23 protein-coding genes are annotated in these 22,066 nt (G+C 61.1%); 5 read left to right on the forward strand and 18 right to left on the reverse strand.

Features of this window, described 5'->3' with window-relative positions; translation table 11 throughout:
• Window positions 1–5: 5 nt before the first annotated feature.
• Complete coding sequence (locus PYR65_RS20945; RefSeq protein WP_276119364.1) at window positions 6–458, reverse strand: TspO/MBR family protein; 453 nt, start codon at window positions 456–458, stop codon at window positions 6–8.
• Window positions 459–541: 83 nt separating this feature from the next.
• Here PYR65_RS20945 and PYR65_RS20950 point away from each other — a divergent pair, with 83 nt between their 5' ends.
• Complete coding sequence (locus PYR65_RS20950; protein ID WP_276119365.1) at window positions 542–1,081, forward strand: GNAT family N-acetyltransferase; 540 nt, start codon at window positions 542–544, stop codon at window positions 1,079–1,081.
• 10 nt (window positions 1,082–1,091) lie between these two features.
• Here PYR65_RS20950 and PYR65_RS20955 read toward each other — a convergent pair whose 3' ends face one another.
• The 10 genes from PYR65_RS20955 to PYR65_RS21000 all read right to left on the reverse strand — a co-directional run bounded on the left by PYR65_RS20955 (window position 1,092) and on the right by PYR65_RS21000 (window position 13,072).
• A complete protein-coding gene (locus PYR65_RS20955) occupies window positions 1,092–2,195 on the reverse strand; it encodes a DUF1513 domain-containing protein (protein ID WP_276119366.1) in 1,104 nt (367 codons plus the stop codon).
• Between the two features lie 139 nt (window positions 2,196–2,334).
• Window positions 2,335–3,324, reverse strand: a complete 990-nt coding sequence (locus PYR65_RS20960; RefSeq protein ID WP_060638068.1) for a magnesium transporter CorA family protein — start codon at window positions 3,322–3,324, stop codon at window positions 2,335–2,337.
• A 217-nt stretch (window positions 3,325–3,541) separates the two neighbouring features.
• Complete coding sequence (locus tag PYR65_RS20965) at window positions 3,542–4,669, reverse strand: imelysin family protein (RefSeq protein WP_276119367.1); 1,128 nt, start codon at window positions 4,667–4,669, stop codon at window positions 3,542–3,544.
• Window positions 4,669–6,180 carry a di-heme oxidoreductase family protein gene (locus tag PYR65_RS20970; protein WP_276121124.1) on the reverse strand — a complete coding sequence of 504 codons (1,512 nt, stop codon included), beginning with the start codon at window positions 6,178–6,180 and terminating at the stop codon, window positions 4,669–4,671. Before PYR65_RS20970 ends, PYR65_RS20965 begins: the two co-directional genes overlap by 1 nt.
• Before the next feature lie 308 nt (window positions 6,181–6,488).
• The gene (locus PYR65_RS20975) at window positions 6,489–7,769 is read right to left on the reverse strand and encodes an imelysin family protein (RefSeq protein ID WP_276119368.1); all 1,281 of its coding nucleotides are present in this window, start codon (window positions 7,767–7,769) and stop codon (window positions 6,489–6,491) included.
• A 229-nt stretch (window positions 7,770–7,998) separates the two neighbouring features.
• Entirely contained in the window at window positions 7,999–9,288 is a 1,290-nt protein-coding gene (locus tag PYR65_RS20980; protein WP_276119369.1) for an RsmB/NOP family class I SAM-dependent RNA methyltransferase, read from the reverse strand.
• Window positions 9,289–9,470: 182 nt separating this feature from the next.
• Entirely contained in the window at window positions 9,471–9,872 is a 402-nt protein-coding gene (locus PYR65_RS20985) for a septal ring lytic transglycosylase RlpA family protein (RefSeq protein ID WP_276119370.1), read from the reverse strand.
• 463 nt (window positions 9,873–10,335) lie between these two features.
• The gene (locus PYR65_RS20990; RefSeq protein ID WP_276119371.1) at window positions 10,336–11,208 is read right to left on the reverse strand and encodes an SDR family oxidoreductase; all 873 of its coding nucleotides are present in this window, start codon (window positions 11,206–11,208) and stop codon (window positions 10,336–10,338) included.
• Window positions 11,208–12,368, reverse strand: a complete 1,161-nt coding sequence (queG, locus tag PYR65_RS20995; protein ID WP_276119372.1) for a tRNA epoxyqueuosine(34) reductase QueG — start codon at window positions 12,366–12,368, stop codon at window positions 11,208–11,210. The genes PYR65_RS20990 and queG overlap by 1 nt, the downstream gene beginning before the upstream one ends.
• An 11-nt stretch (window positions 12,369–12,379) precedes the next feature.
• On the reverse strand, window positions 12,380–13,072 hold the full coding sequence (locus PYR65_RS21000) for a glutathione S-transferase family protein (protein ID WP_060638061.1): 693 nt from the start codon (window positions 13,070–13,072) through the stop codon (window positions 12,380–12,382).
• A gap of 177 nt (window positions 13,073–13,249) precedes the next feature.
• On the opposite strand from PYR65_RS21000, the gene PYR65_RS21005 reads away from it, so the two are divergent.
• Entirely contained in the window at window positions 13,250–14,056 is an 807-nt protein-coding gene (locus tag PYR65_RS21005; protein WP_276119373.1) for an undecaprenyl-diphosphate phosphatase, read from the forward strand.
• Between the two features lie 95 nt (window positions 14,057–14,151).
• Here the strand turns inward: PYR65_RS21005 and PYR65_RS21010 are convergent, their stop codons facing one another.
• The 3 genes from PYR65_RS21010 to PYR65_RS21020 all read right to left on the reverse strand — a co-directional run bounded on the left by PYR65_RS21010 (window position 14,152) and on the right by PYR65_RS21020 (window position 15,957).
• Complete coding sequence (locus PYR65_RS21010) at window positions 14,152–14,316, reverse strand: hypothetical protein (RefSeq protein ID WP_112834648.1); 165 nt, start codon at window positions 14,314–14,316, stop codon at window positions 14,152–14,154.
• Between the two features lie 251 nt (window positions 14,317–14,567).
• Window positions 14,568–15,548 carry a complex I NDUFA9 subunit family protein gene (locus tag PYR65_RS21015; RefSeq protein WP_060638059.1) on the reverse strand — a complete coding sequence of 327 codons (981 nt, stop codon included), beginning with the start codon at window positions 15,546–15,548 and terminating at the stop codon, window positions 14,568–14,570.
• Between the two features lie 121 nt (window positions 15,549–15,669).
• Entirely contained in the window at window positions 15,670–15,957 is a 288-nt protein-coding gene (locus tag PYR65_RS21020) for a DUF1330 domain-containing protein (RefSeq protein WP_060638058.1), read from the reverse strand.
• Between the two features lie 150 nt (window positions 15,958–16,107).
• Between PYR65_RS21020 and PYR65_RS21025 the strand changes: the two genes are divergently transcribed.
• Window positions 16,108–17,175: a right-handed parallel beta-helix repeat-containing protein gene (locus PYR65_RS21025; protein ID WP_276119374.1), complete on the forward strand. Its 1,068-nt coding sequence runs from the start codon at window positions 16,108–16,110 to the stop codon at window positions 17,173–17,175.
• Between the two features lie 12 nt (window positions 17,176–17,187).
• Here PYR65_RS21025 and pyrF read toward each other — a convergent pair whose 3' ends face one another.
• The 4 genes from pyrF to dnaN all read right to left on the reverse strand — a co-directional run bounded on the left by pyrF (window position 17,188) and on the right by dnaN (window position 20,450).
• Window positions 17,188–17,901: an orotidine-5'-phosphate decarboxylase gene (pyrF, locus tag PYR65_RS21030; protein WP_276119375.1), complete on the reverse strand. Its 714-nt coding sequence runs from the start codon at window positions 17,899–17,901 to the stop codon at window positions 17,188–17,190.
• Complete coding sequence (locus PYR65_RS21035) at window positions 17,898–18,488, reverse strand: histidine phosphatase family protein (protein WP_276119376.1); 591 nt, start codon at window positions 18,486–18,488, stop codon at window positions 17,898–17,900. Before PYR65_RS21035 ends, pyrF begins: the two co-directional genes overlap by 4 nt.
• A gap of 9 nt (window positions 18,489–18,497) precedes the next feature.
• Window positions 18,498–19,094: a phospholipid N-methyltransferase PmtA gene (gene pmtA / locus PYR65_RS21040; protein WP_060638054.1), complete on the reverse strand. Its 597-nt coding sequence runs from the start codon at window positions 19,092–19,094 to the stop codon at window positions 18,498–18,500.
• Window positions 19,095–19,331: 237 nt separating this feature from the next.
• Window positions 19,332–20,450, reverse strand: a complete 1,119-nt coding sequence (gene dnaN, locus PYR65_RS21045) for a DNA polymerase III subunit beta (protein WP_060638053.1) — start codon at window positions 20,448–20,450, stop codon at window positions 19,332–19,334.
• A gap of 151 nt (window positions 20,451–20,601) precedes the next feature.
• On the opposite strand from dnaN, the gene rsmI reads away from it, so the two are divergent.
• Window positions 20,602–21,636, forward strand: coding sequence for a 16S rRNA (cytidine(1402)-2'-O)-methyltransferase (gene rsmI / locus PYR65_RS21050; RefSeq protein ID WP_407951260.1), 1,035 nt, complete (start codon window positions 20,602–20,604; stop codon window positions 21,634–21,636).
• Entirely contained in the window at window positions 21,626–21,994 is a 369-nt protein-coding gene (locus PYR65_RS21055) for a YraN family protein (protein ID WP_276119377.1), read from the forward strand. Before rsmI ends, PYR65_RS21055 begins: the two co-directional genes overlap by 11 nt.
• Window positions 21,995–22,066 lie beyond the last annotated feature (72 nt).

Consider the following 22,066-nt stretch of genomic DNA (forward strand, 5'->3'; position numbering starts at 1 on the left):
AAGCCTCAATTCATGAGGAAAATCGATGTGTTGAGCAAAGTGGCAAAGGCACCCCAGGCGAGATAGGGCACAAACAGCAGTGCCGAGAGATAATCCTGTCTGCGGCTCATGGCCATGAAACCGAGGATCGAGATCAGGAGCGCGATGATGACGATCAGCGCCAGCGCGATTTCCTGAAATCCGAAGAATAATGGCGACCAGCCGAAATTGAAGACCATCTGCGCCACCCAGAACCGCATCGCCGCCGAGGCGCGGTGGTTGAGGAAGGTGCGGGCGCCGACAAAGCCGATGACGATGTACAGCGCCGACCAGACCGGCGCGAAAATCCAGTTGGGCGGATTGAAGGAGGGTTTCTCCAGCGACTGATACCATTCGCCGGGAATATTGTTGATGCCGATCAAAAGGCCGCAGCCGAGAACGGTGATAATGAAGAGAATATGGATCAGGATACGGTTCATGCGGGCGAAATAGGGCGATGAGATGCGAAGCGCCAGATGGACCGGGCTTTTAATTTTCCGCCGGCAATCCCACTATCATCGTCATGAGCGACGACAATCCTTTTGAGATCAGGCCGGGCACGGGCGACGATCTGTTCGAGATCGCCGGCGTCCTGGTCGATACCTGGCGATCGGCCTTTCGCGGCCTGCTGGCGGGCGATTTTCTCGACGGCATGTCGCGCGAGGATCAGGCCGTCCGCCACGCCCGGCGCATGGGCGCTCCCGGTGTCAACTATCTCGTTGCGGTGGAGCCTTCGGAAGGCGGAATCGTCGGCTTTGCCAATTTCGGTCCGGGACGCGGCACGGTGCCGGCCGATCTAAATGAGATTTATGCGCTCTATGTCCGGGCCGAATATCAGGGTGTGGGCATCGGCACCGCGCTGGTCTCGACGGCGGCAGGGCACTGCGCGCAGCAAGGGGCGAAATCATTGTTTGCCTGGGTCCTGTCGGGCAATCCCAGCCGGAAATTTTACGAGCGGCTGGGTGCCAAGGCGGTGGAAACCTCCAGCATCTGGCTCGACAACAGGCATTACGATCAGGTTGCCTATCTCTGGGACGACATCACCACGCTGTTGAACCGCTAACGGCGCGCGATCAGAGCTTGCCCACCCGCACGATATGCTGGTCCCAGGCGACCCGGCTGCGGGTCTTCCCGAACGTGCCTGAATAGGACGAGGCGACGAAACCGTCCGCTGCGGGGGCAATGCCTGCCGCATCGGCCAATTGTTCCTGACGCACCACAAGCCCGGTCCTGGCATCGACCGTCACGGCGGTTCCGCCTTTTGGCGATGTCAGCCCGACCAGCCCGTCGCGCCGGTTGACGGCGATGGCGCCGACATAGTTGGCGAGCGCCAGCGTCACCTCTTCAGGCAGGTCCAGAAAGCGGATGTCTTCGCCGCGCGCAAATGAACCGGCGAGCGGCGGCAGGTCGTTGCGGGCGCCCTCGTACTGGCAGGCAAACCAGATCTTTCCTGTGGCATCGATATCGACATGGCGGGTGGAAAGCTGCCGCAGGGTATCGGGCATCGCATGGCGTTCGATCAGAGCGCCTGTGGCCGTGTCGATCAGCGCCAGCGACGGTTCCATATGGTCGAGATTGAGCTTGGTGCGGCCGAAATCCGGATGGGTCTCGATGCCGCCATTGGCGACGACGAGCATATGGCCGCCGGCCGACAGGGTCATGTCGTGCGGTCCGATGCCATAGGAGGGGAATTCGCCGATGCGGGCAAAGCCGTCCGTGCCGTCATAGACGCCGATCATGCCGCGATTGCCGGCAAAATCATTCTCCGTGGCATAGAGCAGCCGCCCGTCTGACGAGAAGCAGCCATGGCCGTAGAAGTGCCGTCCCTCGACCGACGTGATGACGATCGGCTCGATGCTGTCATCCGGCGCAAAGATCATCGCATAGGTGCCGGGGCGGCGCGCAAAGGCAACAGCACGGTTGGTCACCGGCGACCAGGTCATGCCATGCGCGCGGGCGGGCAGCGGCACCCGCTCGATAATCTCTCCGGCCTCGGTCAGCGTCGCCACGCCATAGGAGCCGTCGGGCGCCATGAAGGCGGACGCATAGATCGCATCGGTGCGCGACAGTGCGAAGGCGGCTTTCGGGGCAAGGGTGGCCGCCCAGGCAGCACCCGCCATCGTCAGGAAGGTGCGGCGATCGGTGAGATTTTGACCGGAGATGTGTCGATAGGCCATGTAAACAGATCCAAATTGGCCGGTGGCGCTTTCTAGAGCCTCTTGCGGCGCGTCCGCGCCGCAACTGTATCCCCGCCGCAAGGGGGAGGATGACGGAGAATCTGGAAAATCGCCAGAGACACCGGGGCGAAAATGCCGGTCAAAGCCAGCCGCGCCGCTTGAAATAGAGGAACGGCAACAGAGCCGACAGCACCATCATGAACAGGGCCAGCGGATAGCCGAAGTCGAATTTCAGTTCCGGCATGGCATCGAAGTTCATGCCGTAGATCGAGGCGACCAGGGTTGGCGGCAGGAAGACGACGGAGGCGACCGAGAAGATCTTGATGATCTGGTTCTGCTCCAGATTGATCAGGCCGAGCGTCGCATCGAGCAGGAAATTGATCTTGTTCGACAAAAACAGCGCGTGATCGCCCAGCGAGGCGGCATCGCGCTGGATCAGCTTGATCCGCTGCCGGCTTTCCTTAATCGCCTTGCGCGTGCCGATCCCATCCAGCGCCGTATGATAGGCGACGAGCCGGCCGACGCTGACGAGGCTTTCGCGGATGACGCTCAAGAAATCGCCCTTCTGGCCGATCTGCTCGATCAGCGACTGCAGGTCGCGGGTCTTCTTGGTAACGCTCGAATGGTTCTTGCGGAACACTTCGCGCGAGATACCGTCGATCTCGTTGCCGATCCGCTCGAGGGCATCGGCGGTGCGGTCGATCATCGCTTCCAAAAGGCCAAGCATCACCAGCTCGCCGCTTTCGCAGGACACGCCGTTCAGCCGCTGCATGCGCGCGGCATAGAGATGAAACGGCTTGGGATCGGCATGGCGCACGGTGACAAGCGTGGCGCCCTTCAGGATGAAGGTCACGGGCACCTTGATCGGGTTGTCGCCATCGAGCTCGGTCGCCGCCGTCATCGTCATGAATTCGGCGCCGTCCTCCTGATAGAGGCGGTCGGAGAGCTCGATCTCCTGCATTTCGTCACGCGTGGGAATTTCGATGCCGAGCTGCTGCTCGACGATGCGGGTTTCATCCTGAGCGGGATTGAACAGGTCGAACCACACGACCGGCGTGATATCGCTCAGTTCCGGGATGGCGTCGATAACGGCAAGGTGATTGTTCTGGCAGGAATAGATGCGCAGCATGTCGGTTTCCAATCTGGCAAGTCATCGACCGCCAGCGGAAACCCCGTGTGATCAGGGCCTGACGGTCGAAAAAATCGAAGCTCTACTTCGACTGTCGGGGTTCATGATCCGTTGATCCTTGTTTGGCAGTGCCCACAGGTGAACACGGCCGATCCATTGCGCCAATGTACGTTTGTTGTCAACCGCTTGCCGGATGCCGGAATGCAGTCTTTTTCGCTCAGTCGCCATCGGCAAAAGAGAAGCCCGAGCTCAGCCCGATCGCGGCGCCGAAATCGAGGTTCAGCCGCTGCAGGACGTCGTTGGTATTCTGCAAAATACGGTTCAGCCGGCCGCGCTGCTCATCATTGGCAATCGCCTCTTCGACCGGCAGATCGATCTCGTCGAGATCATCGACGATCGCCTGCAGCAGGTAGTTTACGGCGGTGACCACATCGGCATTGCCATCCGGCAGCAGCGCCTTCATGCCGGCCGTGTCGAACAGGGTCTGCAGCGCGGCGAAATTCGCCGAGAGCGCCGGCATGGTGTTGCCGGAGCGCCAGTAGATCGCCATTTTCGGATGCCCCTTGTCGGGCTCTCCCTTGATGATCCCGGCATAGAACGGCCGCAACCGCTGGTCCCGGATCGCCTCGACACCGTGGACGAGGATACCGAGCAGTTCGGTTGCCGCTTCCTTGCCGTCGCGGTAGACCGGATTGTCCGGCCCCGGGTTCTTCCAGGCGGACTGGATGCCATCCGGCTTTTCCCATTCGGCATGCAGCTCGCCGGCCACCGCTTTCAGGTTGTCGGCAATGGCTGCGCCATAGCGGCAGCGAAAGCCGTTCTTTTCCGCCGTCAGGACGTCGGCTCCCGCGCCGTAGAGCACATATTCGAGCGCGCCGAGCCCCTGTGCCGCCACGCTCTTGCCTTTCAGGCTGTCCGCCGACGTTGCCGTTTCGTCATTGGTCGCCAGAATGCGCTGGACCTGTTTCAGGCCGGTGCTCTTGCGATCGGGGAAAAACAGGAAGCGCTCGAAGCGATTGCCTTCGATCACCGGCCCCACCCGGACGATCTCGATGGTCGACCATTGCTGGATGACCTCGTCGAAGCTCATCTGTACATCGCCGAGCGTCTCATCGGATGGCTTTTCGCACAGCATATGCGCCGCCTCCGCCAGGGTTTCGGTTCCCTCCAGCAGATCGCGGTAGCCGGGCCGGATGAAATCATCGACAGCCTTTCGCATGACTTCAGCCACCGCCTCCTGTTTCAGCCCGGCGCGCGGCGCCACCGTCTCTTCATCGTCTGCCATGGCGGGCAGCGGCAGGAAGGAAAGGCTCAAACCGAGAAGCAGGATATGCCGGTGGCGCATCAGAGGGACTCCAGAAATGTGATCAGGGCTTGTCTATCGGCTTTTTCCAGCGCGGCAAACCGGTCGCGGGCTTTTGTGGCCTCGCCGCCATGCCACAGAATGGCTTCCGTCAGGTTCCGCGCGCGCCCATCGTGCAAGAAGAACGTGTGGCCGCTGACCGTCTTCGTCAATCCGATCCCCCAGAGCGGGGGCGTGCGCCATTCGCTGCCGGACGCGACACCCACCGGCTGCCCATCGGCAAGCCCATCGCCCATGTCATGCAGCAAAAAATCGGAATAGGGCCAGATCAGCTGGAACGCATGTGCGGGGTTGGCGGCATCGCGGCGGGTGACGAATTTCGGCACGTGGCAGGAGACGCAACCCGCCTCGTAAAACACCTTCTTGCCGCCAAGCGTTTCGGCAAAGCTTGCCTTGCGGCGGGCCGGAACGGCCAGGTTTTCGGAATAGAAGGTAATGAGACCGAGCACCGGGTCGGGCGCTTCCGTATCGCCGAGACGCGCCTGCACGCCATCGGCCATCGAGAGGCACGCCGTCTGCGCGGCCGTGCAATCGCCATGGCTGCGCCGGGCATCGGGCGAGGAGATGCCGATATCGTTGGCCAGCGCCTCGGCCGCCTGCTGGCGCACCGTGGCACTTTGGGCTTTCCAGCCGAACCGACCGAGCGCCAGCTTTCCCGATTGCGGATCGCGCACGACAGGCACCTTGCCGCTGATGCCATCGCCATCCGTGTCATCGGGATCGGCATTGGCGATGATGTCGGCGGGATGAATGGCTTCGATCAGAGCGAGCCCTGACATCACCTGCGTCACACGCGGCGACAGCGTTGTCGCCGGATCGAGCGGGCCGTAACCCAGCGTGTCGATCGCATATTCTGGCTTGCGCAGGGACACGGTCTCTCCACCCGCCAGCTTGACCGGCATCTCGCTGTAGCGGATGCGCATATGCCCCTCGGCGGGAAGACCGGGGACAGCACTGTCCTGCAATTGCTGACCATAGACCTGGTCGGGGAAGTTCAGCATCTCATGTGCGGCGATCGCCGCGCGCTCGGCGTCGGTTCGAGGGGCGCGCGCCAGCCGCAGGAACATCGACGTGGCGTCGCTAGAGCCTTCCGGCGGGTGACCGCGGCCGTCCTTCAGATGACAGGTCTGGCAGGCACGGGCGTTGTAGAGCGGTCCCAGACCATCCGATGCCTGCGTCGAGGAGGGCGACGAGACCCAGAGCTTGCGAAACAGAGCGTTGCCAAGCTTGAAGCTCTCTTCCTCGGCAAAACTGATATTGGCGGAAAACTGCGAAAGGCTGTCCTGGTTGACGGAGGCGATCGACGTGCCGGCACCGCCGGACATGGCTTCGAACTTTTCCGCCTTGGAAAAAATGGTCGCGGGGCGGGTCACGGCTTCGACACGGGCGCGGTCGGCCTCGGTCAGGTCATCGCGGGTGGCGGATTGAGGAAGCGTTTCCGCGCGTCCTTCCGTTTTTGCCGGCGGTTTATCCCCCTTTGCCCTGCCGGGCATCTCCCCCTCAAGCGGGGAGATCGATGTGGCGATCTCGCGCACCCTCTCGAATTTTTCAGTCTTTACCGGCAAGGCCTCTGAAAGTTGGTCTAGCTCGGAACCACTCTCCCCCCTTGAAGAGGAAATGTTACGCAGTGGCAGAGGGGGGTATGCCTCCCCCGCCAAGATGCCCCCGCCAGAAACGGAAAAGCCGCCCGCCGCTGTCAGGAACAGAACGGCAGACGGCAGGATCAGGCGTCGGACAAGCCAAGCACACATTCAGAAAAAACCGGGCCGCTCACCACAAGCGGCGGCCCGCCTTTGCTTTCTCATTGGAAGACAGCGTTAGGATTATCCAGGCTGTCGGAACCTTCAAGCTCGATCGTACCAAGTTCCAGCGACGCAATGACGCGCTCGACCGTCTTTGCCTGCGCAACAAGGCCATCGATGGCAGCCTGCACCACGGCATTGCCTTCCTTATTGCCTTCGCCGATCATCTGGTCGTATTTTTCAACCGTTTCGCCGCGCTTGGCCATGGCCTGCATTGCGGCGATCGTAGTCGCCAGCTTTTCCTTCATTTCCTTGTCGAGCGCCGGATCCTTGGCGGCAACGAGTTCGGAGAGCGACGGGCCGGTCACCTTGGTGCCATCGACCCTGGTATATTCGCCGGTATAGGCTGACTGGATGCCGATCGCATCATGCAGATGCGAGTTGTAGGTGTTGTCGGAGAAGCAATCATGTTCTTCTTCCGGATCGTGCAGCAGAAGGCCAAGCTTCATGCGCTCGCCCGCCAGTTCGCCGTAGGACAGCGAGCCCATGCCGGTGAGGATGGCGCCAAGGCCAGCCTTCGGATCGGCTTCGACATTCTTGGTGGCAGCGCCGTCCGGCGTCCAGTTGGCCACCATGTCCTTGAGATCGGAGACCAGCAGGTCGCTGGCAGCCTTCAGATAGGCGGCGCGGCGGTCGCAATTGCCGTTGGTGCAGGCTGTCGTGTCATAGTCCGTGTAAGGGCGGTTGCCGGCGCCCGGGCCGGTGCCGTTCAGGTCCTGGCCCCAGAGCAGGAATTCGATGGCGTGGTAGCCTGTCGCCACGTTCGCCTCGATGCCGCCGGCTTCCTGCAGGGTTCCTGCGAGAAATTCCGGGGTGATCTTGCTGGCGTCCACATCCTTGCCGTCGATCTTGATCGTCTTGTTGGCAATGACATTGGCGGTGAACAGCGCGTTCTCGTCGCTTTCCGCGCCGTAGCTCGGATCGACGTAATCGATCAGGCCTTCATCCAGCGGCCAGGCGTTGACCTTGCCTTCCCATTCATCGACGATCGGGTTGCCGAAACGGTAGACCTCGGTTTCCTGATAGGGATTGCGCGCGGCAAGCCAGGCTTCGCGGGCTGCCTTCAGCGTTGCGTCGCTCGGTGCGGCGATCAGCGCATCGACGGCCTTGTCGAGGGCTTCTGCGGTCGAAAGCGCATCCGAAAACTTGGCATGCGCCACATCGGCATAATGCTTGACGACTGCGGCCGCATCGGTCGCGGCCTGCGCCGGCTGCAGCGCAAGCATCGAGGTGGCAGTGGCAAGCGCGAGCGCCGCGCTGCGAAGGAATGATTTGGTCATGACCTCTCCTGGTATTGTCCGAATGAATTCGGCGTTCCCCACCGCCCGGCTCCCCCGGTCGCGCAAGCCGCGCGGCCCGATGGATGGACGTGGCTGTTCAGCCGCGTTTTCATGAACCAAAACTAAACTTGTGTCAAAGTGTATAGTTTAGAACGTTTTCAAATTCGAATGGGGCTGACCAGACCCGCCGCAACAGCTGCGCCAGGTCTGGTCAAAACGCCTTCTAAACTTAAACCTTGCGGCCCATCAGGCAGAAGAAAAAGCCGTCCGTATCGGTGGAGGCCGGGGTCAGCGTCACGGTCTTCATGTCCGCCGACCAGGGCTGCTTCTTGTCGGTGCCGAACAGATCGGCCCAGGCATCGGCTGCCGACAGGATTTCGAATTCCGGATTGTCTTCGCAGAACGCATAGACCTGCGCCTCGTTTTCCTCCGGCAGAACCGAACAGGTGACGTAGATCAGGTGACCGCCGGGACGCACGAAAGATGCGGCGCCGGCAAGGGCTTCCTGCTGCTGGCCGAGCCGCTCCTCAAGGTTCTTCTGCGTCAGCCGCCACTTGGTGTCCGGACGGCGGCGCCAGGTGCCGGTGCCGGTGCAGGGCGCATCGACGAGGACACGGTCGAACTTGCCGGTAAACGGCATCAGGCCGTCCAGCCGGTCATGCACCTGGACATTGCGGGTACCGGCGCGCTTCAGGCGCTCGATGATCGGCGCCAGGCGCTTGCGGTCGGTGTCATAGGCGTGGATCTGGCCCTTGTTGTTCATGGCTGCCGCCATGGCCAGGGTCTTGCCGCCGCCGCCGGCGCAATAATCGAGGATCTGGTCGCCCTCCTTGGGCATGACGAGATCGGCAACGATCTGCGAGCCTTCGTCCTGGACCTCGAACCAGCCCTTCTCGAAGGAGATTTCGGCGGTTACGTTGGGAAGGCGGGAGGCGCCCTCGCCGGCCTTGACGCGGATGCCGTTGCGGGCAATCGCCGCCGGCTCGACCGCGCTGCGATCGAGCGCCTTCAAAACCTTGTCGCGCGTCGATTTCAACGTATTGACCCTGAGGTCCAGCGCCGGGCGGCCGGCAAGGGCCTGCGCTTCGGCAAGCCAGTCTTCATCGAAATTTTCCTCAAAGGAAGGCTGGACCCATTCCGGGATGTCACCCTGCACATACAGCGGCGCATCTTCGAGCTTGCGGCTGGCAAAGGCGGCGGACATGTCCTGCGTCAAAGGCTCGGGCGCGAATTTGTCGCCGTCCAGCTCGGCCGCCAGCTGCTCTGGCGAAACGCCCCATTGGCGGAACATGACGGCATGGCCGAGCGCTGTCGCACTGTCGCTGTCCATCAGATAGGCATGCGAGAGTTTCATGCGCAGCGCGTCATAGACGATGTTGCCGATCGCGGCACGATCGCCGGACCCGGCGAAACGATGTGCCAGCCCCCAATCCTTGAGGGCATCGGCAACGGGACGCTTGCGCGTTTCGATATCGGCGAGAACCTCAATGGCTCCGGCGAGCCTGCCACCCAGTCGCATCTTTCAAACTCCATTTTCCGCCGTGGTAGCGGTGAAGGCCGTCAAGAGCAAGCCGGGAGGCGAAAGCCGATGACGAATGCTGACCAGATGGGAGGCTGTGGTTTCAGACCGGAAGATCATCTCGTCCCGGCGAAACCCCTATCAATCTATCCGGAACAAATCCCGGACAGGGGTGTTTTGCGTCAGCTGACGACGCGATAACAGATGCTGGCAGTGCCGGAGCTGACCATGCCGATATGGGACGCGGCGGCCTTGGAGAGATCGAGAACACGGCCGCGAATGAAGGGGCCACGGTCATTGATGCGAACGACGACGGTCTTGCCGTTGCGCTTGTTGGTGACGGCGACCTTGGTGCCGAACTTCAGATTGCGATGAGCCGCTGTGAGGTAGCTGGCATTCATCCGTTCGCCAGAGGCGGTGCGCGATGACAGGGCATACCAGGATGCACCGCCGCAATTACCGGCCCGTGCCTGGCTTGGCTTTCCCTGACCAGGTGCAGCCTGGCTCGGCGTCACCGCAGTAAATGTTGCCCCCAAGGCAAACACCGTTGCCAGAGCAACGGACGTTATCTTCATCTTGATCAAACAGATGACCCCTACGCTTGAAATTTAGTTAAGTCTTAATAACGAAGGCTTGGTTTTTCGGGGGGAAAAATGGCGAAAACGTGCCTCAACCTTTAACGTTGCATTAGGCTCTATTAACAATCTGGGATAATTTAAAATTGCGAAATTTTGAAATTCTATGATTCAGCCAGTTAAACCCTTTGGATTCAGCGCTTAACCTTCTGAAGGCCGTACGCACCCGTTCGATCATCTATCGGCCGAAGAAAAAGGATTCAATTTTTTGAAATTGGCTAAATCCATCCCGTTTCGAAGCTAGAGAATCCGATATGCGCGCCATAGGTGCATGATTTTGGCGGCACTAAAGGGATATTCTTGCCTTTTGGGCAGACCAAACCGCCATCTCGGGGGCGATATTTCGCCACAATTCGCCCCGATCTATCGGAACCGGAACATAGACTATCCGCAGCTGTTTTTACTTGAAATATTAGCCACGCCAGTGGCCGTTACTCCATAAATCAGCTAGCGAAATCCGATAGTCTGGAAAGCGGAAGTCGAAGCCAAGGTCGCGCAGGCGTCTATTGGAAACCCGCTTGTTTTCGCCATAGAAAGACCTTGCCATCGGCGAGAGTTCGGCGGTTTCGAAGGGGATTTCCGGCGGTGGCGCGATACCCATGAGGCGGGCGGCCTCGGCCACGATATCCTGCGGCGGTGCGGGTTCGTTATCAGTGACATTATAGATGCCACCCGTCGCCCGTCCGGACAAAAACAGGGCAGCGCCGGCAATATCCTCGACACGGATGCGGTTGAAAACCTGGTTGGGCTTGATCAGGCGGCGCGCGGTGCCGGCGGCAAGATTGCAGAACGCATTGCGGCCGGGTCCATAGATGCCGGACAGCCGCAAGACCGCCACAGGAATGTTGCTCGCTTCGCCAAAAGCCAGCCATGCCTGTTCGGCAGCGACCCGCTCGACGGAGCGTGCTGAGACCGGCTCCAGCGACGCGTCCTCCGTCACCCATGCGCCGCCATGGTCGCCATAGACGCCGACTGTCGAGAGATAGGCCGCCCATTTGAGGTTCGGCATCAGACCGGCAAGCGCCGGCGCGTCCTCCCGCATCATCGGATCGCCGTCGCGCCCGGGCGCAATCGACTGGATGAGATGCGTCGTGCGCTTCATGACGGCCGCAAGCTCTGACGAGATCACGGCGCCGTCATAAACCAGCGCATCGATCCCGAGCGTGCGCAGGCCCGACGCCTTTTCCTCAGACCGGGTGGTTCCCGTGACCGATTGCGCGGCGGGCAGGAAAGCCTTGGCAATCGCCGAGCCGGAAAACCCGGCGCCCAGAACCAGAACATGCATCAGACAACTCCTGCCAGTTTCCATTCGGCGATGACCTCGAGATCGGTCTCGTCCTGCCGTCTTGCCGCAATAGCGGAGAAATCGCCCGCCGTCATCAGCCGCGACAGCGCCCAAACCGCCATGCCCCGCACCACTGGCGATGGATCGGCCGAAAGGGTGAGACAGAGGCTGGTCAGCCCGCTATCGCCGGAATTTCCGGCAGCGATCAGGCAGTTGCGGACAAACCGGTCGCGGCCGATACGCTTCACCGGCGATCCGGAAAAGAAGGTGCGAAATGCGGAATCGTCGAGCTGCAGCAGAAACGAGAGCGGCGGCTCCTTCAGGTCCTCGCGCGCCTTCAGCTTCATCTCGGAGGCTGCGGCTGCAAACTTGTTCCAGGGACAGGCGGCCAGACAGTCGTCGCAACCATAGATGCGGTTGCCGATCCGGGGGCGAAGGGCGGGATCGATCGGGCCCTTATGTTCGATCGTCAGATAGGAAATGCAACGGCGCGCATCGATCCGGTAGGGTGCCGGAAACGCATCGGTCGGACAGGCGTCGAGACAGGCGCGGCACGAGCCGCAATGATCCCGTTCGGGCAAGTCGATCGCAAGATCGGCGGTGGTGAACAGGCTGCCGAGAAACAGCCAGGAGCCGAATTCGCGGCTGACAAGATTGGTATGCTTGCCCTGCCAGCCAAGGCCGGCCTGTTCTGCCAGCGGCTTTTCCATCACAGGTGCCGTATCGACGAAAACCTTGACGTCTTCGCCTGCCCTCGCGGCAAAGCGCGTCGCCACCTCTTTCAGCTTGCCCTTGATCACATCGTGATAGTCGCGGTTTCTCGCATAGACCGAGATCGCACCAAGCTCCCGCTTGTCGAGAATGGTGCGCGGGTCTTCGTCCGGCCCATAGTTCATGCCGAACAGCACGACGGAGCGCACGTCGCTCCACAGCACGCGGGGATCGGCGCGGCGCGCTTGCGTCTCCGCCATCCAGTCCATGGTGCCGTGATAGCCGTGCGAGAGGAAATCGGCGAGCCGCTCAGGTGCTTGGGGAATGGAATCGGGCAGCGTCACCCGGCAGACGTCGAAACCCTTGTCGCGGGCCTCATCCTTCAGGAAACTGGTGAGCGTCCGGCGCCTCCTGTCATGCTTCTCCTCAAGGAGCGCATTGCCGGGCACTGGACCGCTCCTTAAAAATCGAGATCGGCGTAATGGGACACCGGCGTGACGCCGCGCACGCGCTCGGCCAGCAACGGCCGGAACGACGGGCGCGACTTGAGGCGCTGGTACCAGTCCTTGACGGCCGGCGCCTCCGACCAGTCGATTTCGCCGAGATAGTCCAGCACCGAAATGGCAGCCGCCGCCGCGAGGTCGGCATAGGACAGCCGGTCGCCGGCCAGATAGGTGCGCGAGCCCGCAAGCCAGCCCAGATATTTCAGATGCTGGCGGATATTGGACCGCGATGTTCGCAGCATTTTGGAGTCCGGCGCGCCACCGCCCTGGTCGGGCGTCATCTGCAGCTTGAAGATACGCTCGCGCACCAGCGGCCGCGTCACGTCGGCTTCCATCTTCTGCAGGAACCACTCGACCAGCCGGCGGATTTCCGCCCGCTGGAACGGGTCTTCCGCCAGAAGCCGCCGGTCGCGCTTCAAGACACCGTGGGTCTCATCGACATATTCGGAAATGACCATCGCGCCACAGAGCGCCCGCATGCTGTCATCGACATAAACCGGCAATGTGCCGGCCGGGTTGAGCGTCAGGAAATCCCGCCGCCTTTCCCAGGGCTGCTCTTCCGCCAGTTCCGTCTGATAGCCGTATTCCGACAGGATCAGGCGGACGAACCGGGAGGAGGTGGACATCGGGTGGTGATAAAGTGTCGGCATCAGCGATCGGATTTCGTCAGTTCGTTGGGAGGGAACGGATGTTGCGTGGCGGTTTCGTCTGGCCACGATGCGTTAGAAAAAGCTATAGGAACTTGCTGCCGCAAACACAAGCGAATCAGCCAAAGCCCCTCGTTGGCCCCAGAGCCTAACCTCCAATGCTTCAGGGAAGCTTAATTCATGGCCGATCAATCGATCATCAGTGCGCTTATCCTTGGCCTTATCGAAGGCCTGACCGAATTCATTCCGGTATCGTCCACCGCCCATGTCCTGCTCGCCGGGCATTTCCTGGGTTTCAAGTCTCCCGGAAACACCTTTGCGGTTCTCATCCAGCTCGGCGCGATCCTCGCCATCCTGCTGGTCTATTTCCAGCGCCTGCTGTCCATCGCCCTTGCCCTGCCCTCCAGCGAAAAGGCACGCCGCTTCGTTCTGTCGGTTCTGGTTGCCTTCCTGCCGGCTGCCGTGATCGGCGCCATCGCGCATGACTTCATCAAGACGGTTCTGTTTGAAACGCCAGCTCTGATCTGCGTCGTGCTGATCGTCGGCGGTGTCATTCTCTATGCGATCGACCGCATGCCCTTGAAGCCGGTCTATCGCGACGTCATGGATTATCCGCCGTCGCTCGCCTTCAAGATCGGCCTGTTCCAGTGCCTGGCGATGATCCCCGGCACCTCGCGCTCCGGCGCGACGATTGCAGGCGCGCTGCTGATGGGAACCGACAAGCGCTCCGCCGCCGAGTTTTCGTTCTTCCTCGCCATGCCGACGATGCTCGGCGCCTTCACGCTCGATCTCTACAAGAACCGCGCCGCACTCGATTTCAACGACGTCACGGTGATCGCGGTCGGCTTCATCGCCGCCTTCGTGTCCGCGCTGATTGTGGTGCGCTCGCTGTTGAATTTCGTCTCGAACCGCGGCTTTGCGCCCTTTGCCATCTGGCGCATCCTGGTCGGCACTGCCGGCCTTATCGGCCTCTGGCTGTTCGGCTGAAGCCAATAAAAAACCGCATGCACCTCATTGAAGAGGATGCATGCGGTCCCTGGCCCCCGCCATAGTCCGTGCCGCCGTGTTACGGGCGGAAATTCTTATTCTGCAGCGAGCGTGCCGATCGACGCCGTCGTGCAGGGATCGACGCCATAGGCCGGCGCGCAACCGCTGTGATTGCTGGCGACCGTCTTCGGCGCAGCGAAGGATCCAGCCAGGATAATAAGTGCCGCGCACGCAAAGAAAATCGCGATCGACTTGCCCATAAAAAATGTGCCTCTCAAGGTGATGTGACTGCCCCGGCCGTTCCTTGGGTAAACGATGCGGTGCGGCTGCTGTGTATGTGCTGGAACTGTTCTTATCAATATCGATACATGTTGAATCGACGGTAAAGACCAATCGCTTTTTTTAGTGAGGCAGAACTGCAACGGTTTGTTCTGCGACAGTCAAAAAGAAGCCGCCGGTGGGCACCGGCGGCTCATGGAACACGATCGTTTCAAGCAGTGTATGCAGAGGATCAGGCGGCGCTGCCGGAGCGGGTATACTGGCCCTGCGGGCGGTAACGGACCACGTAGGACGGCAGCACGGCCTCTACGGATGTCGGCTCGATGCCGAACGCCTTCAGCGTGCGGCCTTCCGCTTCAGCCGTCGCGGAGACGACATTGTCGCTCTTCAACAGCGTAACCTGGTCGGCCGTGAGCGGCGGCGCCACGAACGGCACCAGCGAGGCGACAGAGCCGATCAGGGAGGCGACACCGAAGGGCAGCGGCAGCAGGGTGCGCTTGCGATCGATGGTTTTCAGGAGAATTTCAAGACAGTTCTTGAAGGTGAGAACATCCGGGCCGCCGATCTCGTAGATACGGCCGCGCGCCACCTTGCCCTCGACGGATTTGGCAACCGCTTCGGCAACGTCGGTGACATAGACCGGCTGGAACGCCGTATTGCCACCGCCCACCAGCGGCAGAACCGGCGAGAAGCGCGACATTTCCGCGAACTTGTTGAAGAAGCCATCCTCTGGCCCAAAGACGATCGACGGCCGCAGGATCACCGCTTCCGGAACTGTCTCAAGGATCGCCTTTTCCGCGCGGCCCTTGCTGCGGGCATAAATCGATTCGGCCTTGGTATCGGCCCCGATGGCCGACACATGCGTCAACGTGGCGCCTGTGGCGCGCACGGCTTCGGCCACGGCGCGGGCACCGAAATCCTGGACTGAGTCGAACGTGTTGCGCCCGGCCTCAAACAGGATGCCGACGCAATTGACGACGTGATCGGAGCCATGGACGGCCGCATCGACCGATTTGCGGTAGCGCAGGTTGGCCTGGACGAAAGAAATCTGCCCGACATTGCCCAAAGGCTGCAGGAAACCGGCCAGATCCGGGCGGCGCACGGCGACGCGAATGCGAAACCCGCGCTTGGCCAGAGCCCGCACCACATGCCGGCCGACAAATCCGGAACCGCCGAAAACGGTGACGAGCGGCGGAAGATTGGACAAAGTCATGGCACAGGCACTCCTGATCTGCAGTATGGCGTCTCAGAGCTACATAGACCAATCGGCGGGCCACGGGAAGGCTTATCGCAACGGCTTTCGCACCGCTTTTCGCCGCAGGTGCACAGCTGTCTCAGGCGCCCTCGACGACGACCATTTCAGCGCTGGCGGCTTCCTGGCGGATCGCGGCGGCGATCTGGTATTCCGGCGAATTGTAGCAGTCGATCGCCGCCTGCATCGACGGGAACTCGATCACCACGTTGCGGGCACGCACATCGCCCTCCAGACGCTGGAAAGCACCGCCGCGGGCCAGAAAATTCGCACCGTATTTCTCAAAGGCCGGCTTGGCGGCAGCAACATAATCCTTGTAACGTTCGGCATCGCGGACATCGACCCGCGCAATCCAGTAGCCCTTGGCCATGGCAATCTCCCTTATTTCGTCGCAAGCTGGACGTATCGTCCCGGTTTGTCAGCCAAATCACCTGACCGGTCAAGATATACAATCTTCTCAGGAAAGTGCGACAGCCGTGCAACCGGCTTAAAAAGACCTCTGGAATTGGAAAGATTGCGCATGTTTGCCGGCACAAAATTTGCAGCCCTCTCAGCCGGATTGTTTGCCCTGTTCCTCTCCCCCGGATTGTCGGCCGCCAAGCCCGTGCAATGCGATGCCAGCGTCTATGAAAGGGTCAGGGCGCCCGCGACGAAACAGGATGCAACCGTCGAGCTCAGCTGCAATCTGACCCTGTCACCCGGCGATATCATCACCAAACGCCTGATCCTATCCGGCGCTGCAGCTTCGGGAACGGTGCTGGACTGCAAGGGGGCGACGCTGGACGGGTCGCGCGGTACGGTGAATTTCAGCCGGCCATCCATCCTCATCCGCTCTACCAAGCCCGGAAACGGCGCCTGGAGCGCGCCCTCGGATATCACGGTGCGCAACTGCGTCATCAAGGGCGCGGTCCGCCTTCAGGGGCTGGGCACCAACGGCCAGGCAAAGGCCGTCAAAGCGTCGTCGCTCACGGAGGATCACACCGCCTTTGCCCAGGCATCGGCTCCGGCGAACATCCTGTTGTCCGCTCTGACCATCGTCGCAGACGAGAGAGTGCCGCTTTATATCGGACCTGGGGTCACCAAAGTGCGTGTCGAAAAATCCACGTTTACGGGACGGAGCAACGGCCCGGCCCTTTATCTCGATGCGGAATCGGCTGAGAACACCATTTCCGAAAACCGGTTCGCGGTGGACAGCGCTCGCGAGCAGATCGCCATCGACGGGTCAGCAAGGAACACGATCAGCGCCAACACCTTCGACAACCCGGTGCGCGGCGGCATTTTTCTCTATCGCAACTGCGGCGAAGGCGGAACGATCCGCCACCAGAAACCGCAGCACAATACGATTTCCGGCAATATATTCGAATATCGCAGGACATTCCTGGTCAAGCCTGCGGTCTGGATGAACTCGCGCAACGGCATGCGGCTCTATTGCTTCCGCGACCCCGCGCACCCGTTCGGCAGCAGCCTCAGTTCGCAGGACTTCGCCCAGTTCAACACCGTGACCGGCAACCGCTTTACCGGCGCAACGCCGTCGCTGATCTGGAATTCCGACCCCAGCAATATCGTAACCGGCAATAGCGGGCAGTGACCGGACGGCTCGTTACCGGTTGGCAGGCCAGGACGCCGTCAGCATCTCGTTTAGGATTGCGCGTGCGGCGGCCTTCGGATCGGCGGCTTTCACGATGGGGCGGGCGACCACGAGATGGCTGGAGCCGGCCTTCAGGGCATCGTAGGGCGTCATCACTCTTTTCTGGTCCCCGGCCTCGCTGCCGGCCGGGCGGATGCCGGGCGTGACGATGGCCATGTCGGGACCGACGATATCGCGCACGGCGGTGGATTCCTCGGCCGAGCAGACGATACCGCCCATGCCTGCATCGCGGGCCTGTGCGGCGCGCCGCAGCACCAACGTGCGCGGATCATATTGATAGCCGGCGTCGATGACGTCCTGTTCGTCCATGGAGGTGAGCACGGTCACCCCGAGCAGGCAGAGACCGGACCCCTGCGCCGCCTCGACCGCCGCTTTCATCGCCTTCGGATAGGCATGCAGCGTCAGCATCGACATGCCCATCTTGGCGATGTTCTCGACGCCCTTGGCAACGGTGTTGTCGATATCGAGCAGCTTCATGTCGAGGAAGATCTTCTTGCCGTCAGCAGTGAGATCGCGGGCAAATTCCAGTCCACCGGCAAAGGCCAGTTGATAGCCGATCTTGTAGAACAGCACGTCGTCGCCAAGCGTCTTGACGATGCCCTCGGCCTCGCCGACGGTTGCGATATCAAGCCCGACAATCAGCCGGTCGCGAGCGGTCTCAGTCATTTTTGCCATCCTTGCCAGAGCTCCATCGCGGTCCAGTCGCATGCAAGGGAACGGTCTGCAAGGGAAAATGCGTAGAGGCAGCCGCCGCCTGCCGGCTGATCGCCGCCGCGTGAAATCGGCAGGCCCGAAAGGTGGCATTTCAGCAGCGTGCCGACGCCGCCATGCCCGACAAAGGCAATCGGCCTTGCCGGATCGTGCCGGTCAAGCACTGTCGTTACTGCGTCAACGATCCGCTTCTGCGCATCGATGGCCCGCTCCCAGCCCTGAAAACTCTGTTCAGGATAGGCAAAGAACCAGTCCGCCGCCCTCTCGAATTCGTCTGGCACGAGAAAACCGGTGGCGGAGCGGTCGTTTTCACCGGACTGCGCCAGCATTTCGACATCAATGCCGCCGGGATGGGCTATGATTGCCGCCGTTTCCAGCGCCTTGGTCTCGTCGCTAGAGAGAATACGGGAAAGCTGGCGTACCCAATCGCACTGCGCCGCCTGTTGCGCCCGCGCGATGCCGGTCTCGGACAGTCCCCAGCGCGGCACCGGCACATCCGGCTCAATGCGGATTTGCGGATGCGTGATGTAGACCCCGAACATTCGCCGGCCTCAATGCGTCTTGCGGTACACCCATAATTGCGCCGGCGGGATATTGCGCACGACGAAATCATAATGGGAAATCTGATAGCGATCCGGCATGGCAACGACGGGCGAGAGCGGCCCGTAGGAAATCTGGATCACGGGACGGCCGACGGGAATGCGCGACAGAAGATCGTCGATCAGCGAGACCCGCATATGCATCGGAAAGTTCAACAGCGGCACGGCGGAAATGACGCTGTCGAACTGCTGGTCGCGCCGCGCGCCGAGCGTCTTGTCGAGATCGAAGGCATCGCCATTGATGAAACCGACATCGGGAAAGGTTTTCACGAGGTGCTGATAGAAATCGGTGGAAAATTCCACGGAGACAAGATTTTCCGGCAGAATGCCTTTCTGCAGGATCGCCTTGGTGATGACGCCGGTGCCCGGGCCAAGCTCGAGAACGGGAAGGCCTGAATGCGGATTGACGACGCTCGCCATGCGCCGGGCGGTGATGCCGGATGTCGGCACGATCGAGCCGACGGCCTTCATATTGCTTCGCCACCCTTTGAAGAAACGGATTTCCTCATCGAATTTCTTGCCAAAACGCTCTTTCAGACGAAAATTCATGCGTATCTCCAGCAATCCCTCGCCCACGCTCAAACAGGCATCATACCCAATGGCGCAAACTTAGCGGCTCCAACCGCGCCATGATTATGTCGTACCCTGTGCGACAAAAACAAGTCATTTCGCGCCATTATATTACGTAGCCAACAACCGGGTAAATCCAGTCCCCAACTGACAAGCGCATACGAAAACGGCCGGATCAGGTCCGGCCGTTTTCCATCTCAAAACGCAGTACCGAGCCTAAACCCGCATCGGCATCAGAACATAGAGAGCGTCGTCGCCCGCCATGTCGCGCACCAGCGTCGGCGAGCCGGCATCGGCCAGCATGAAAACGGCGTCGGAGCCGGAAAGCTGGGCGGTAATATCCAGCAGATATTTGGCATTGAAGCCGATTTCCAGAGGCTCGTTGTCATAGCCGACCGCAAGCTCTTCCGTGGCACTGCCCGAATCCGGGTTGTTGACGGTGAGCGTCAATTGTCCGTCCGACAGCGCCAGCTTGACGGCGCGGCCACGCTCGGACGAAATCGTCGAAACGCGGTCAACGGCCTGTGCAAAGGACTGGCAGTCGATCTTCAGTTCCTTGTCGTTATTGGCCGGAATGACCCGCTGGTAGTCCGGGAACGTGCCGTCAATGAGCTTCGAGGTCATGATGATCGAGCCGATCGTCAGGCGAATCTTGGCATCCGACACTTCGACGGTGACGACCACATCCGGATTGTCGACCAGCTTCTGCAATTCGCTGACCGTCTTGCGCGGAATGATGATGCCGGGCATGCCTTCCGAGCCTGCCGGGGCTTCAAGGTCTGCGCGGGCAAGACGGTGACCGTCGGTGGCGACGGCACGCAGCTTCAGCGCACCCTTGCTTTCGATCGTGTGGATATAGATGCCGTTCAGGTAATAGCGGGTCTCTTCCGTCGAGATCGCAAACTGGGTGCGGTCGATCAGCATCTTCAGGTCCGTTGCCTTCATGCGGAAGGTATGGGTGAAGGCGCCGGCGGTCAAATCCGGGAAGTCGGACTGCGGCAGGCATTGCAACGAGAATTTCGAGCGGCCGGACTGCACGGTCATGGCCGTGCCCTCGGCATTGGTGGCGAGCACCACCTCGGAACCGTCAGGCAGCTTGCGGACGATGTCGTAGAGCAGATGCGCAGGCACGGTCGTCGCACCAGGCGTTTCCACCTGCGCCGGCGTCGCCTCGGTGATCTCGAGATCGAGGTCGGTTGCTTTCATCTCAAGGCTGGCGCCGTCGGAGCGCAGAAGCACGTTCGAGAGGATCGGAATGGTATTGCGACGCTCGACCACGCGGTGAACGTGGTTCAGCGACTTCAGGAGATTGGACCGCTCGAGAGTAATGCGCATGAGATGCTACCGCTTTCAACCATCGCCGGGCGGGCCGCGCCTCCCGGCTTGAACTTTGAAGTGTCCCCTTTCGGAGGGGCAAGATGTGGACGGGCAAAATGGCAGAAACAAGCCGTGAAAAGCAAGGGGTAACGCAGGTTGCGCCCCAGTAATGTTTGCATTGCCGCAAATCGGCTCTCTTGCCGAAGCGCTGCCGCTCACCCATAAAGACCGGGCGCCGGCTGAACGGCGGGCAAAGGCTGAAGGGCATACCGTTTTGGAAAAGCAGGCATCGGGCGAAACGCAGACGAACGAGCGGCAGAAAAGCTACCGGCTGCACAATATCTCCGTGCCCGCCCGGCCGCTGGAACCGGCGCTTTATCTGGTCGCAACCCCGATCGGCAATCTCTCCGACATTACGCTTCGCGCGCTGGAAACATTGGCTGGCGCCGATGTGCTGGCCTGCGAGGACACGCGCGTCACCCGCGTGCTGCTCGATCGCTACGGCATCGTCAACCGTCCCTATGCCTATCACGAATATAATGCCAACGAGGTTGGCCCCAAGCTTCTGGCAGCGCTCGACGACGGCAAGTCCGTTGCGCTTGTGTCCGACGCCGGCACGCCGCTGGTGTCCGATCCCGGCTACCGGCTCGGCCAGATCGCCATCGAGGCCGGGCACCGGGTTGTGCCCATTCCCGGCGCTTCAGCGCCGCTCGCAGCGCTGGTCGGTTCGGGCCTGCCGAACGATGCTTTCCTGTTTGCCGGTTTCCTGCCCTCCAAGGACAAGGCGCGGCGCGACCGCTTTGCCGAACTCGCCCATGTTCCAGCCACCTTGATGTTCTTTGAATCCCCGCACCGGATCGCGGCCGCCATCGTTGCCGCCCATGATGTTTTGGGCGGAGAGAGGCGGGCAGCGGTCTGCCGTGAGCTGACCAAGACGTTTGAGGAATTCCGGCGCGGCACGCTGGCCGAACTCAAGGCCTTTTATGACGAGGGCGCCACCGTCAAGGGCGAGATCGTGCTGGTCATCGGCCCGCCGGATGCGCCGGCAGCGCCGGAGGCCGATGATGTCGATGCCATCCTGTTGAAGCTCGTCAAGGATATGCCGACCGGCAAGGCAGCGACCGAGGCCGCAAAACAGACCGGCCTCAACCGCAAGGACCTCTACGACCGCCTGCTGGAGCTCAAAGACCGGAATGAGACCTGAGCCGGAAAGCCAGAAAAGACGAAAAGCGCTCCGGCGCGGCGCGCTGGCGGAATATCGCGCCGCGCTTTGCCTTCTTCTCAAGGGCTACCGTATCGTCGCATTCCGCTACCGCACGAAGCTGGGTGAGATCGACATTATTGCACGCAAGGGCAATCTGGTCGCCTGCGTCGAGGTCAAAGCCCGCAGCTCGCTGGAGGATTCCGTCTTTGCCGTTTCCGATTTTGCACAACGCCGCATTCGCGCTGCAAGCGACCTCTGGCTCGGAAAACAACGGGATTGCGCGGCACTTTCAATCCGCTACGACATCATCGCCGTGATACCCCGGCGCTGGCCGATCCATCTTCCCGATGCCTTTTGAACAGCTGTGCACAGTTGTAATCGTCCCGACACAAAAGCGTTATCCTGATGTCATGAAAGAGCTTTAGCCGGT

Source organism: Pararhizobium qamdonense (genome assembly GCF_029277445.1).
GTDB lineage: Bacteria > Pseudomonadota > Alphaproteobacteria > Rhizobiales > Rhizobiaceae > Pararhizobium > Pararhizobium qamdonense.